Origin of the sequence: Pseudidiomarina terrestris, from assembly GCF_030466405.1 — a bacterium.
Taxonomy (GTDB): domain Bacteria; phylum Pseudomonadota; class Gammaproteobacteria; order Enterobacterales; family Alteromonadaceae; genus Pseudidiomarina; species Pseudidiomarina terrestris.
Genome location: NZ_JAGGJF010000001.1, coordinates 137,777 through 152,437 on the forward strand (window position 1 = coordinate 137,777; position 14,661 = coordinate 152,437).

Below are 14,661 nucleotides of genomic sequence, written 5' to 3' on the forward strand. Positions count from 1 at the left end.
GCTGCTCCTTGTCTGTTTTAAGACTGCGTCCGACGACGCAGCCAAATCAGTGGTAGTGCCAGCAGGCCTAACCAGGCGCCAAAGCTGCCTGATGACTCGTCGCCATCAGTGCCAGACTCCTGAGGAAAGACACTAATGGTCACTTCATCGGTGTCTTCCAGGGAACCATCGCTGACAGTTAACCGGAACGTCAAATCCTGTTCAGTGCTCACTGAAGGGGCGGTAAAGGTCGCCGTGACCTCGTCAGTGCTGGATAGGGTCACGGCTGGTCCTGCGGTTTGTTCCCAGCTGTAAGCCAGCGTATCGCCGTCTGGATCGCCACTACTTTCACCGCTTAACGTCACTTGCTGCCCACTAGGTACGCGCGACAGCGCACTATTCGCATTAGCGTTAGGTGCAGTGTTCGCTCCCTTAAAGGTCACAGTGACAGTAGCGGTATCCTGTTGCTGACCGTCGGAAACCGTTACCTCAAACTCTGCAGTTGCACTCTGCTCCAGCGCTGGCACCACGATACTGGCGATGGCCTGATCGCTGTCGGCAATTTCAACATCAGGTCCTGACAGCTGTTGCCAGCTGAAGCTCAGGGTGTCGCCGTCAGGGTCGCTACTGCCGCTGGCATCAAGTTCGACGATAGCGTCGGCTTCTTTGGCCCCGTCAACCGGTGCCACCACGGCTTCCGGTGGATTATTGACCACCGTTACCTGCACCGTACCTGTTGTGGTTGACTGTCCCGCCGCATCAACACCGCGGTAGGTAAAGCTGTCCGTACCGACAAAGTTTGCGTTGGGCAGGTAACGCAGGTTGTTGTTACTTAACACTTCTACGGAACCATTGCTGGCAGTGCCAACGACTTCCACAGTAACATCGCCATCGGCAGCAATCTGCTGTGGCAGCGCAGCACTGTAGCTTGCTGAACCTGAGCTCACTGTTGCCATGGTCAGCAAGTCGCGACCTGGTGCAGCAAATTCGCTGCTCAAGTCAACAGTGACTGACTCATCACGCGTTGTCTGCACGGCACGATTTGGCGCATCGGCGATAGTGTCCACCACCAAGTCGAAGCTCAACTCAACAGCGGCGCGTTCGCCACGCTCAAGGCTGGGTTGCAATGCCGTGCCGGCATTCGGATAAGTTCCCAAACCGTCGTGATAACGTTGAATCCCAAGAATACCCAGAGCATCGGCAGGCGTCTGCGCGCCGATAGTCAGGCTTGCCGGTGCGCCCGTTGGTAAATCGATGTAATTGAAGTAAACGTTCGCGGTACCCAGCTCGTACCAGACCGAGAAGGTGTAACGATCACCTGAGTCATCGTTCCACTCACGCACACTTGCAAATTCAATCACCAGATAGTCGGTGGTGCCATCACTCAGCACTGCGTAGTTAATTTGACCACCGCCCACATTGGATCCCATCTCCAGATCGGTCCAGAACGGCGCCCAGAAACCTGCCGAGCGACTGTCATCGGGAATGGGATTATTGCTTGCCGTGCCACTCATCGCCCCAGACTGTTCGCCGGCGGCAATAATACCGTTGGTCGAAAGCGTCAGACTGTTATAGAGCACGTTATCCAGGTAAACGCCACCAGCATCGCCAATCGGCAGGGTAAAAATGTCGTCATCACAGCCATCTGCGCAGAGGAAATTCGCAGGCGCAGAACCGGTTAAGTCTTCAATCGTCTGACCAGCAAAAAACTCACTGCTCGCCGCAGTAATGGTGTTGATGCTTTCTTCGTCAGTTTGCGAGCCGGTCCAGCTGATGCTGCGGCCGTCTGCTGCCAGCCCTTTTGAGGTCGCCGCGGAACGCGTTTCGGTGAAGCTCAGTGAGCCATCCACCACGGTCGCACCTTCCGGGATCTGCACATCAATAGTGACCGGATCACTGGTGCTGCCCAGTGCTCCACGGGCATCAATGGTAAACGGCGTGCCCACTTCGACAGTACCGGCCGAATGCGCCACAGTAACAATGGCTTCGTTATCGGAAGACGAAGCATACACCGCCACCGGCAGACGCAGGTTCGGGTGGCTGCTTGAGCTGCCAGTCACCAGCACCTCGGCAAAGGCCCAGCCGTCCGGCAACCAGCGGGTATCAAGGTCGAACTGGATTTCCTTACTCTCGCCCGCGGCCAGGTTGAAAATAGGCTCATCAATTACCGCAGTCATTTCCGGGTTTGCACTGGCAAACTCAACCGAAAAACTGACCGCTGCAGTGCCGGTGTTGGTGAAAGTGCGGGTGAACGAGCAGCTCAGTGAGCAGGCATTATTCGCCAGCGAAGGCTTGTCTACTACCACAAAGCTGTCTGCGGCAGTACTTACGTTAAGCCGGCCAGCACCGCGATCGAACGGGGTGGTTGCACTGACAAAGTCATCGTCGCGCAGCCCGCTGTCCGTTGAGGTCATCAATAATGACTTCAGCTCATCAGCATCCAGATTGGGGCGCTGATCTAACAATAAAGCTGCCGCGCCGGCAACGTGAGGCGATGCCATGGAAGTGCCTGATAAACTACCGATACTGTCATCAGGTACCGGTGCCAGAATATTGCTACCCGGCGCAGTAATATCAGGCTTGAGGAAGCTTGAGTCGCCATTTGGTCCGCGTGAGCTAAACAAGGACATGCTATCTTCAGCATCTTCATTAATGCGCGCTTCTGGCGCGTTAATGGTCGCCGTCGCTGCAGATGTCCATTCGGCGCGAATCGCGTCACCGGCCTGTTGGGTGATCATCACCGAAGGCAAGGTGGTCGCATTCATCGACATAGTTAGCAAACCGGCTTCGTTGTTGTACACGATCATGGCGACCGCGCCAGCATTTTGCACGTTCGTTGCTTTGCTTTCAAAAGTACAGGTGCCACGTTGCACCAGCACAATCTGGTTATTAAAACTGCCCGCAGGAAATGCCGAGCAGGCAAGGTTATCACCGGCATTACTGGCCAGCGCCAGCGCCGCAGAAATATCCTGAGAGATAGTGAAGTTACCGTCACCAATGACCGCATTCACTTCAGGCAATCCAGCCGCTGCAACCGTAGGACTGAGGTCCCGGCCATGCTGGCTACTGGCGACGGTCAAGCCGTCTTCGATACAGGCCGGACAGCCAATGGTGCGATCACCCGGGCCATCGTTTCCTGCTGCTGTGACCGTCAACACCCCAGCTGCACGCGCCGCCGCAAATGCGGCCTGGTACGGACTATCGGCCGGATCGCCGCCAGGACCACCGCCCCAGGAGTTATTAATCACATCCGCGCCATCAGCAACGGCATCTTCCAGAGCAGGCAGCAGCATAGACGAACTGCCGCTGCCGCGGCCATCGGGGTCACTGAAAAGCGCTTTATACACCATCAGGTGCGCACCCGGTGCAACACCGGTAATATTCAGACTCACTCCATTGATGGTATAAGTACCGGGATTGCCCGCTGCAGTGCCTGCTACGTGGCTACCATGGCCATTGTAATCCGCCGGCGTTTCGGTTTCGTCGGGATGCACATCACCCGTTGGCTCATACCAGCGCGCGACAATAATTTTGTCATTACAGAAGGTAGGTGTGGTGGTGCAATAATCGGCTTTGCTGGGGCGACTGACACTCGGGTGACCGTTGTCTTCGAACAGCGGATGGTCGTGATCAATACCGCCATCGATGATAGCGATTTTGACATTACGCCCGGCCTGACTCTGGCCGCCAAGTTGACTCCACACGCCGGGTGCCTGAATCAGATCCATTGACGTGGGCGTCGAAGCATAATATTTCGTGTCGGGGTAAACGCGTTTCACCCCCGGCACTTGTTGTAACTGAGCAAGGAGGGCCTGCTGGTCATGTTGCTTACCTGGCAACTCCACCACCATACCGTTGAAGGTCAGAGTTAAGTGATGCTTCACATTCAATTGACCAACGCGCGCTTGCAGGCCACGCAGAACCTCGTTCTGCTGACTCAGCAAATGTTGCTGATAGGTCTTGACCGGTTGCGAGCCTAACTGCAGACGCTCACTGCCGTTCGCCTTAGCTGAGGTCGGCGCAAATCCTGCGATACCTCCCTTGTACACTGCGGCGGCCGGGTCTTTGAGCTCAACAATAAAGCGGGTGACATCATATTTTTTCACCACGCCCTGCGCCAGCGCGGACTTTTTCTCCACACCGTGCTGCTGAACCAGTTGCGGCGACTGCATCGTTTTCATACGCAATTCCTGCGCCGATGCCGCCGTCACTGTCAACGAGGACAGTACCGCCAGCGCGACCAGTGCAGGCCGCATCGCTTGAGAAGCATCTTTCATAATAACTACCTTCCTGTTTATCGTTTTTATAGTTAAACGATACCACGACATGCAAGGATCAGGTACAGAAAGTGTGTAAAGAATGTTACAAAACTTAACAGGATTTAACTGACAGGAGCTTCCAGCTGCAGCCGCTCGGCTAACAGTACCGCCTGGGTGCGGCTATACACGCCAAGTTTGCGAAAAATAGCAGTAATATGAGCTTTCACTGTAGCTTCGGTGATGTTGAGCTGGTAGGCGATTTGTTTATTCAGCAAGCCCTCATGCAATAGGTAAAGTACGCGGTATTGCTGTGGAGTCAGAGCTGCAACCTTACGCGCCAGTTGCTGGTCTTCGGCACTGATGCCATCCAAACGTCCGCGCATCGCCTCGGGCACCCAGGTATCGCCTTGTAAAATGGTATCGATGGCCTGCGCGATTTGGGCGGACGGTAGCGACTTCGGGATAAACCCTAAGGCTCCAAAGCCCATACACTTGGCGACCACACTGGTATCGTCCGAGCCGGAAATAATGGCAACGGGCAACAACGGATAGTCTTCGCGGATGCGGATAAGTCCATACAAATCGCCGCTACCCGGCATATGCAGATCAAGCAACAACAGATCGAGATCATCGTCCTCGCCTAACGCCGCCAACGTTGCCTCAAGATCACCCGCCTCACGCAACTCAAGGTCGTCATAGTGATTCGCGAGCGCGCCTTGCAGCGCCTCGCGAAACAGTGGATGATCATCAGCAATTAAAAACTTCGCCATTTCAGATGGATACCATTAGTGGTGCGCGGTTGTCTGTTAGTCGCGGTTCAAGCGATTGTCTATCAGCGAATCTACCACAGTTGGATCGGCAAGCGTAGACGTATCGCCGAGGTTGTTAAACTCATTGGCAGCGATCTTACGCAAAATGCGCCGCATGATCTTTCCTGAGCGGGTCTTCGGCAGATCCGGCGCCCAGTGAATGAAGTCAGGCGTAGCAATCGGGCTGAGCTCTTTCCGTACCCACTCGCGCACTTCTTTGGTTAAATCTTCGCTGATTTCCGTGCCCGACATGGCGATCAGATAGACATAGATGCCCTGCCCCTTAAGGTCGTGGGGATACCCCACCACGGCAGCTTCTGAAACCGCCGGATGCTCGACCAATACACTTTCAATTTCGGCGGTGCCGAGGCGGTGACCGGAAACGTTCAACACATCGTCAACGCGACCGGTGATCCAGTAGTAACCATCCTCGTCACGACGCGCACCATCGCCGGAAAAATAAAGGTTCTTATAGGCCGAGAAATAGGTTTGTTCAAAGCGCTCGTGATCGCCCCAGAGGGTGCGTGACTGTCCCGGCCAGGAATCCTTAATGACCAGATTGCCATCCACTGCCCCTTCCATTTCTTTACCATCTGCATCCACCAAGGCCGGCTGCACGCCAAAGAACGGCCGTGTCGCCGAGCCTGGCTTCAGGTCTGTTGCGCCCGGCAGTGGCGTGATCATAATGCCGCCGGTTTCCGTCTGCCACCAGGTATCCACGATCGGACAGCGACTGTCGCCCATAACCTTGTGATACCACTCCCAGGCTTCCGGGTTAATCGGCTCGCCCACCGAGCCCAGCGTGCGCAGTGAGGTGCGTTCACTGGTCTCCGCCGCCGCCGTGCCTTTCGCCATCAGCGCGCGGATCGCCGTCGGGGCCGTATAGAGAATATTAACAGCGTGCTTATCAATGACTTCGCCGATGCGGCCAATGCCCGGATAAGTCGGTAAACCTTCAAAGACCAAAGTGGTGGCGCCATTGGCCAAAGGGCCATAAACGATGTAAGTATGGCCGGTGATCCAGCCGACATCGGCGGCACACCAGTAGACATCGTCTTCATGGTAATCAAACACATATTCGTGGGTCATCGAGGCCCACACCATGTAGCCACCGGTAGTGTGCAGCACACCCTTTGGCTTGCCCGTCGAGCCCGAGGTATAAAGGATAAACAGCGGATCTTCAGCATTCATGACTTCCGGCTGGCACTCCGTTGGCACGTCCTTGATCAGTTGCTCCCACCAGCAGTCACGGCTGTCATCAAAACCGACCTCGCCGTGGGTGACCCTGGCCACTACCACGTGCTCAACCGTTGGGCAGCGGTCGTCTTTGAGGGCTTCGTCGACATTGGCTTTCAACGGCGTCGTTTTGCCGCCACGGCGGCCTTCATCGGCCGTGATCACCACTTTGACACCGCAGTCATTGACGCGATCAGCGATGGCATTGGGCGAGAACCCACCGAAAATAACCGTATGCACAGCACCGATGCGGGCACAGGCCAACATTGCGTACGCCGCTTCCGGCACCATCGGCATATAAATAGCGACCCGATCGCCTTTCTCGACACCAAGTTTTTTAAGGCCGTTGGCAAAGCGTGAAACTTCATCATGCAGCTGCTTGTAGCTGATTTCCTCGCTCACTGAAGGGTCATCCCCTTCCCAGATAATGGCCGTCTTGTCGCCGCGTTCAGTCAGATGGCGGTCGACGCAGTTGTAGCAAGCATTCAAAGTACCGTCTTCGAACCATTTAATACTGATGTCGCCCGGCGCAAAACTGGTGTTCTTCACCTTGCGATAGGGGCTGAACCAGCTCAGTCGCTGGCCGTGCTCACGCCAAAAGCTCTCAGGGTCATCAATACTCTGCTGATACATTTCCTGGTAGCGTTCATTGTCAATATGGGCGCGGTTCTTCGCCTCAGCCGGCACCTTATAAATACTATCCTGCATAAAACCTCCTAATCATCGTACGCTTGACAGTCGTTGTTCGTACGCTGGTGTAGTTTGTACTTTGTAGTGTGTATACCTTCAGTTATTCAGGCGCGAGCGACCATTAGACCATAGTCTAGATTGATTAATTGCTGCAACCGTTCGATGCTTTTCCACGCAGATAACATCGAATCTACAGGAGCACAGCAATGCTGCAGAAAACACTAACGAAATCGCTGATTGCCAGTGCCGTCGTGGGCGTTCTCGCCATGGTACCAGCCCACGCAGCTGAACCCGAATGGGACTTCGGCGGCTACATCAAACTTGATGCCTTCGTCTCCGATTATCAGGACGGACAGGCGCCAACGACCGGTTTCATCGGTCGTCAGTTCTATATTCCCAGTACCACGCCTGTAGGCGGCAATGGCGATGACATGGTCACCGATGTGCATGCCCGCCAGTCGCGCTTCTTCTTCAATGTCAGTCAGGATCTGGACAACGGTGAAACCATTAAGGCGCGCATTGAGCTCGACTTTATGACCGTACCCGTTGGCGATGAACGCATCACCAACTCCTATGCTCCGCGCTTGCGCCAGGCCTATTTCACCTACAGCAACTGGTTGGTCGGTCAAGCTTGGTCGAACTTTCAAAATTTAGCAATCCTGCCTGAGTCCGTCGACTTTATCGGTGCCACAGACGGCATTATTTTCATGCGCCAGCCACAGGTTCGCTACACCCAGGGCGGCTTCAGTGTCTCGCTGGAAAATCCGGAAACCACAGTAACACCCTACGGCGGTGGGGGTCGTATAACCTCAAGCGATGGGGTGCTACCTGATTTCACTGCCAAGTATGTCGGTACCTCCGGCGATTTCAGCTACAGTATCGCCGGTCTGGTCCGTCAGCTTACCCATGATGTTGGTGGCGACGGCAATGATGAAACGGTGTCAGGCTATGGTGTTTCGGTAGGCGCCAAATGGCAGCTTGGCCAACATGATCTTCGCGCTTCTGTGCAGACCGGTTCAGGCCTGGGCCGTTACCTTGGACTCAACCTGTTCAATGGTGCCGTTATCGACGCCAGTGGTGACCTAGAAAGCATTGATTCCAGTGGTGTCACGCTTGCCTATCGCCATGTCTGGAACGACACCACACGAACAAATCTGGTGTTCAGTCGGGGTTGGGCCGACCATGCTGTGAATTTGACCGGCAATGCCGTGACCGAGTACACCCAGCGCATTGGCGCGAACCTGATGTATTCGCCCGTGAAAAATGCCACCTTCGGTGCAGAGTTGTCACGCGCGACCCGGGAAACTGAGGCCGGAACTGACGGCGATATGTCGCGCTTGCAGTTCATGGCCATGTACAGTTTCTGAGTCAGTTAGCCGCTAAAGGTTTTCCAGCGGGATGGGGCGGCCGAAGTAGTAGCCTTGCATGTAGTTACAGCCCAGATCCGTGACAAATTCGGCTTGTTGCGGAGTTTCAATGCCCTCAGCCAGGACTGCAAAGTCCAGGCTCTGGGCAATTTTTATAACACTATCGATAAGCACCCGATCACTCTTGTGATGGCGGATACCGGCAATAAAGCTACGGTCGATTTTGACCGTATCAATAGGGAGTCGTTTCAGGTAGCTCAGACTTGAGAAGCCGGTGCCAAAATCATCCAGCGCAATGGTTAACCCATGCTTACGCAGCTCATCCAGGCGCTGGATCGCGTATTGCGTGCCTTCCAGTAGAATCGACTCGGTCAGTTCCAGTTCCAGCCAGTTCGCCCGGCAGCCGGTTTCAGCGAGTGTGTGCAGCACAAAATCGACAAAATTGGCGCGATTAAAATGTAAAGCAGAGACGTTAACCGACATCCGTAACGAGCGCTCCCGCTGCTGCAGCCGCACCGCATCTTCGCAGGCGCGACGGAAAACCCATTCACTTAGCGGCACAATCTGGCCAGTCATTTCCGCGAGCGGAATAAACTCACTGGGCGGAATATAGCTGCCGTCTTCCTGCTGCCAGCGCAACAGCGCCTCCACCTGCACCGCGCGCTGATCGTTACAGCGCACAATCGGTTGGTAATGCAGTTGCAGCTCATTGTTTTCGATGGCTTCCTGTAAGTTACTGCGCATAGACGTCGTCGATAACAAGCGCTGCGCCATGCTCTTGTCGTATTCCTGAACATGGTTGTAGCCATAACGCTTGGCCTGGTGCATGGCCATATCCGCACGCTGTATGAGTTCCAATGGCGTGCGCACGTCGCCGGTCTGATGCGCCACACCAACACTGGCGGTCAGGTAAATTTTATGTTCTTCGATCCGGTAGGGTTGCGCCACTGTCGTCATGATTTCCTGCGCCAGGCTACTCACCCGGTCCGGGAAATTCACCGCACCATGCAGCACCATAATAAACTCGTCACTGGCAAAGCGCGCTAATTCGCTACGCCGCGGTTGCTGCTCCTGCAGGCGCTCGGCCAATTGCATCAGGATAGCATCGCCAATGTGTAAGCCCAGACTGTCATTGATCAAAGTAAAGCCGTCCAGATCGATAAATAATACCGTCACATCCTGGCTTTCATGAAAATGCTTGCCGATATACTCTTCGATGCTGCTGCGGTTCATTAATCCCGTTAACCCATCATGGCGGGCCTGGTAAAACAACTGCTTACCCTGCACCTCAAGGGTGACGTTGCGCTCCACCGCCAAGACCACTAACAACACCAGACCTATGCCGCCAACCACGATCAGCATCTGCAGATTCGACGTTTCCTGCAGGTTATCCAGTTGGTACAAATAGGCCATCACCGGAACATCCTGGGTGTGGTATAAATTGACGTTGCTGGTATCCAGCAAAATCGCGGTATCTTCCAGATAGTTGCGGGTGACCGGGCTCACCCAGAAACCGGAACGATCCATCCACATACCCGGCAGCACTTCATCGTAGGTTTCGATATCCGTATCCAGGGTATTCATCATGGCCGAGTCCAGCATCGCGCGCGCATCCAGCACCGCCAAAAGGCGATAAACCCCTGAGTCTTCGACGCCTTCTTCCTCAACAAAATCAACGGGCACACGAACGATGATTTTTGCGCTTAAATCTTCGGTGGCAAACAGCGGCAGCAAAATATCAGTCGTCTGGTCTTCCTCCGCCAGTGCGTTAAGTACCACAGGATCCGACATCACTTCCTCAAGATAACTGGACCGCGACGGTTTCAATCGCTCAAACACGACTTGTTCGTCAGGCGAGACCAGTAATAAAGCTTCAAGGAAATCGATGTGCTGCAAATAAGCATTCAGATCCACTTCCATCAGACGCGAGTGGACATTATAGGGATAGAGCTGCCAGCGTTCAGCCAGTCGCTCAAACAACTTGACCGTGGTCTCGCCTATCGCTGCGCGGCTATCCCGCAGTTGCTTGATAGAACGGTCACCCTCGGCTTTCAAATCTGACATTTCCGTGTGAAACATGCCCACGCCGAACACCAGAACCAGGAAAATCGCTAACGAAGCAAAGTTTGAGGATGAACTGGATAGCCGCGGTAACGGCCGCCGCCCGCGATAATGGGTGCTATACACCGCCACCCCGGCAAGGATGCCAGTCACACATATCACTAAGCTACCGGTCGGGTGCTTCGCCAATAAGGGAGACTTTAAAAACAGGTGCAGCATGAGAAAGGCTACCGAGAAAGCAGCTAAACCTAACGCATACGCCGCATTTAACTTAATAAACTCTTGCTGCCACTGCTTGCGCTGTTCGGTACCTGAAAACACCGGCACCAAACTGATCGCCATAGGTAAAAAGGCAAGATAAACGAGGGTAGGAATTTGCGCATCAAAACGATCGAAGAGACTACCGATCAAGCCATCGACCACAGCTAAAATTGCAACACAGGCAAGCGCGGACGACAGCCATCTATAGCTTTTCCGCTCACGCCGGTAACAGCGCAATAGCACACTGCCACCAAAGGCAATCATCATCACTTGGAAGGATGAGCTGATGGAGTGATAAAGTAATTGTTGTGTCGGTTCGAGCAGGCGATACCCGAAAATTAGTAACCCAGCAAAAAATAGTGCTGTTGCCGTTACTAACTGTAAAACTGCTCTAGCCTGCAAATCCGTATTTATTATTTTCATCGGCCAGCTGTCTATACGTTTACGCGCACGTCACATCATATAAACACACTTTTTTAAACTTGGGTAGGGCTTTTAATTGACCCGAAACGTCAACCAAATCAGCTTCAAGCGACTAAGATTTCGCTCAAGATGCCACTCACGCCCATTGCGGTCGGTCACCACAGCGTGGGTGAGTCCAGGGTTTCTATGGAATTCATTACGTACGGTATGCAATATTTTCGCGGTGGATTCCGTCGCATGCTGAGAGTAGTTCATGATAGCTTCGCTACCTCGGTACAGAGCCACTTTCCTTAGTTTACGAGTCTTACTCACTGATCGCATCCTTTCATTTGTTGTACGCTATCGCAGCGAAAAAACAGGGCGAAAGCTTACAATGTAAAGTCGTATATTACTAGAATAATTTGTAAATATAATGCTATCGAAATCAGACTGGAGTTGTGCGTTTTTACCATTTCTCAGCTTTGCCGCCAATATGATCTTCGGCAGATAGGGGCTTCGGTCATTGTTCAGATAAGAACCTGTATAAATGCAAAAAAAAGGCTCGAAACCTCACATGAAAATCATTTATACTTCACAATACTAAAACATTCGAAACACTCGGAATAATAAGAATAAACAAGGGATATCAACATCATGCTCATCTTGAGTCGGAAGGCAGGGGAATCATTAAAAATCGGCGACAATGTCACTATCACCATCGCCGAAGTCCGCGGTTCGCAGGTCAGAATACAAATCGATGCACCACGTGACGTCGCAGTGCATCGCGAAGAAGTGTATTACCGGATTCAGCAGGAACTTGCTGCACAGAACAACACTTCGAACTGATCCAGCGCTTCATTAAGCACGGATTCTTCAATGGTCAAGGCTGGCAAAAAACGGATGACATTGCCGTAGTAGCCGCAGGCCAGAAGAATAAGACCGTGCTCGGGCGCCAGTTTTATGATGCGCTGAGTGAGTCCGGTATCCGGCTGCTCCGGATCGCCTTCGTGAACCAGTTCAATAGCTACCATTGCCCCCGTCTGCCGCACTTCTAAGATACTTTCCGGATACTCTTTTTGTAACGCGCCCAAGCGCTGGTTAAATAGGGCGCCAATATGAGTTGCGCGCTGACAAAGGTCTTCTTGCACAATCACCTCAAGCACCGCCAACGCCGCCGCGCAGGCGACGGGCGAACCGCCATAAGTCCCGCCCAATCCGCCAGGCAAAGGCGCGTCCATGAGTTCAGCTTTGCCAACCACCGCTGCCAGCGGCAAGCCGCCAGCAATGCCCTTGGCCATGGTGATCAAGTCCGGCTCTACATCACTGTGTTCACAGCAGAACAACTTACCGGTGCGAGCAAAACCTGTTTGGATTTCGTCGGCGATCAGTACAATACCTGTGTCGTCACAAAGTTTCCGGAGGGCCTGCATAAAGCTCGCAGGAGCCGGATAAAAGCCGCCCTCGCCCTGCACCGGCTCAATGATGATCGCCGCCACATCACTCGGCGCGATGGCAGCCTTAAAAATATGCTGCAGCCCTTTTAATGCATCTTCCTCACTGACGCCATGAGCCGCTACCGGAAACGGTGCGTGGTAGATGTCAGCAGGGAAAGGTCCAAACAGATGCTTGTAAGGTGCGACTTTACCGGTCAGACCCATGGTCATATTGGTGCGCCCGTGAAAACCGCCGGTAAAGGCAATGACACCACGCCGGCCCGTTGCAGCGCGGGCGATTTTTACACAGTTCTCGACGGCTTCCGCACCTGTGGTGACAAACATGGCTTTCTTCACCGAAGGCCCGGGCGCTAAGCGCGTCAGCTTCTCCGCCAGTTCAACGGCTACTTCATAGGGATTGATCATCACACAGCTATGCGAGAACTGTTCCAACTGCTGCTGCGCCGCCTTAACCACTTGAGGATGCGAATGACCGGTATTGCAGACCGCGATACCTGTGCCAAGATCGATATATCTGTTGCCTTCCACATCCCAGACTTCAGCGTTTTTCGCCTTCGTCACATACACGGGGTACACATTGCCCTGACCACGGGCAAAAGCAGCGAGTTTGCGTTGTTGTAATTCCTGATTCGTCATTGTCCACCTACACTTAAATACTTAATTGAAAGATAATCATCCAGCCCGTACTGCGAGCCTTCCCGGCCATAGCCACTTTGCTTAATTCCACCGAAAGGCGCGGCAGCATTGGAGATCGCCGCATCATTCATGCCGACCATGCCAAACTTAAGCGCTTTCGCCACCCGCCACAGCCGCCCGTGATCACGACTGTAGACATAGCTGGCCAGGCCAAACTCCGTATCATTTGCCAGCGCAATCGCCTGTCGCTCATCACTAAAGCGCAACAACGGCGCCACCGGCCCAAAAATCTCCTCGCGCGCAATCGCCATCTCCGCCGTCACCCCCGTCAACACCACCCCCCCAAACCACGAAGAAAGGGCAGCCCTCCCCTTTTGTTCAGAGGGAGGGCTGCCCTTTCTTACAATGGTGGCGCCGGCGGCGACTGCGTTGTCGACGAGGGTGGCGACTTTGGCGGCGGCCTGGGGGTGAATGAGCGGTCCAAGTTCGAGTTGCTCGACCTGCTCCGCAAGGCGCTCAGCAAACTCGTCGTAGATGCTGTCGTGTACCAGAATACGATTAGCGCAGACGCAGGTTTGCCCAGCGTTGCGGAATTTCGCCAGCAGCACGCCTGCAATGGCGGCCTCAATATCAGCATCCTCAAACACTAGAAAAGGCGCGTTGCCGCCCAGCTCCAGTGATAACCGCTTCACCGTGCCACTGCACTGCGCAGCGAGCATCCGGCCAACTTTGGTTGAGCCGGTGAAAGTAAACTTTGCGACAGCGGGGTGTTGCGTCAGTACCTCACCAATCCCCTTCGCGTCGGTACCAACGATTAAGGCAAAGGCGGCGGCAGGAACTCCCGCGCGAATCGCCAATTGCTGCAATGCCAGAGCCGATAACGGCGTTTCCGCAGCCGGCTTTGCGACGATTGCACAGCCAGCAGCCAGCGCCGCAGCAGCCTTTCTCGCCAGCATCGCATTAGGAAAATTCCAGGGCGTAATCGCAGCCACAACTCCCACCGGCTCTTTCACCACCACGATGTCCTTCGCCGGATTAGGCCCCGGAATCGTGGAGCCATACACACGCACCGCCTCTTCTGCGAACCATTCAATATACGACGCACCATAGCCAATCTCGCCCTCTGCCTCGGCCATTGGCTTGCCCTGCTCCAAATGCAAAAGCTCCGCCAACACCTGCTTGTTCTGCATCAGTAGATCCGCCCACCGCCGCAAAATTCCCGCCCGCTCCCGCGCCGACCGTGCAGCCCACTTCTGCTGGCCATCCAGCGCCTGCGTTACAGCAATTTTGGCGTGCTCCGCTGACTGCTCACGTAACCAGGCGAAGCTGGACTGGTCCGCGGGATTTACCACCGCAAAATAGCTGGTGGCCTGCGCTCCGGCTGGCGGCTGCTCAGTGCGCACGGTCGCTGGTAACAGGTTATCGGCAATGACCTGCGCGACGCGGGCGGCTGCAGGTGTTGGCGGGTTAGATGTCATCGTTGGTCCCTCAGTTGTAATTGGCTCGA

9 protein-coding genes are annotated in these 14,661 nt (G+C 54.3%); 2 read left to right on the plus strand and 7 right to left on the minus strand.

The features are described 5' to 3' along the window. Positions 1 to 17 precede the first annotated feature (17 nt). From J6J34_RS00630 to acs, 3 genes are all read right to left on the minus strand, one after another. A complete protein-coding gene (locus tag J6J34_RS00630) occupies positions 18 to 4,256 on the minus strand; it encodes a S8 family serine peptidase (protein ID WP_301898298.1) in 4,239 nt (1,412 codons plus the stop codon). A 104-nt stretch (positions 4,257 to 4,360) separates the two neighbouring features. Beyond that, the gene (locus tag J6J34_RS00635) at positions 4,361 to 5,008 is read right to left on the minus strand and encodes a response regulator transcription factor (protein ID WP_301898299.1); all 648 of its coding nucleotides are present in this window, start codon (positions 5,006 to 5,008) and stop codon (positions 4,361 to 4,363) included. Between the two features lie 36 nt (positions 5,009 to 5,044). Further along, positions 5,045 to 6,991: an acetate--CoA ligase gene (acs, locus tag J6J34_RS00640; protein WP_301719742.1), complete on the minus strand. Its 1,947-nt coding sequence runs from the start codon at positions 6,989 to 6,991 to the stop codon at positions 5,045 to 5,047. Between the two features lie 188 nt (positions 6,992 to 7,179). Here acs and J6J34_RS00645 point away from each other — a divergent pair, with 188 nt between their 5' ends. Next, positions 7,180 to 8,340 (plus strand): DcaP family trimeric outer membrane transporter, encoded by a 1,161-nt coding sequence (locus J6J34_RS00645; RefSeq protein ID WP_301719741.1) that lies wholly within the window; start codon positions 7,180 to 7,182, stop codon positions 8,338 to 8,340. Between the two features lie 12 nt (positions 8,341 to 8,352). On the opposite strand, the gene J6J34_RS00650 is transcribed toward J6J34_RS00645, so the two are convergent. Both J6J34_RS00650 and J6J34_RS00655 read right to left on the minus strand, forming a co-directional pair. After that, entirely contained in the window at positions 8,353 to 11,085 is a 2,733-nt protein-coding gene (locus J6J34_RS00650; protein ID WP_301719740.1) for a putative bifunctional diguanylate cyclase/phosphodiesterase, read from the minus strand. Between the two features lie 72 nt (positions 11,086 to 11,157). Then, positions 11,158 to 11,397 (minus strand): hypothetical protein, encoded by a 240-nt coding sequence (locus J6J34_RS00655; RefSeq protein ID WP_301719739.1) that lies wholly within the window; start codon positions 11,395 to 11,397, stop codon positions 11,158 to 11,160. A 321-nt stretch (positions 11,398 to 11,718) separates the two neighbouring features. Here J6J34_RS00655 and csrA point away from each other — a divergent pair, with 321 nt between their 5' ends. Continuing rightward, positions 11,719 to 11,910, plus strand: a complete 192-nt coding sequence (csrA, locus tag J6J34_RS00660; RefSeq protein ID WP_301719737.1) for a carbon storage regulator CsrA — start codon at positions 11,719 to 11,721, stop codon at positions 11,908 to 11,910. On the opposite strand, the gene gabT is transcribed toward csrA, so the two are convergent. Continuing rightward, the gene (gene gabT / locus J6J34_RS00665; RefSeq protein ID WP_301898300.1) at positions 11,871 to 13,154 is read right to left on the minus strand and encodes a 4-aminobutyrate--2-oxoglutarate transaminase; all 1,284 of its coding nucleotides are present in this window, start codon (positions 13,152 to 13,154) and stop codon (positions 11,871 to 11,873) included. The two genes, csrA and gabT, sit on opposite strands and share 40 nt — an antisense overlap. Continuing rightward, positions 13,151 to 14,632 (minus strand): NAD-dependent succinate-semialdehyde dehydrogenase, encoded by a 1,482-nt coding sequence (locus J6J34_RS00670; RefSeq protein ID WP_301898301.1) that lies wholly within the window; start codon positions 14,630 to 14,632, stop codon positions 13,151 to 13,153. The genes gabT and J6J34_RS00670 overlap by 4 nt, the downstream gene beginning before the upstream one ends. Positions 14,633 to 14,661: the final 29 nt, after the last annotated feature.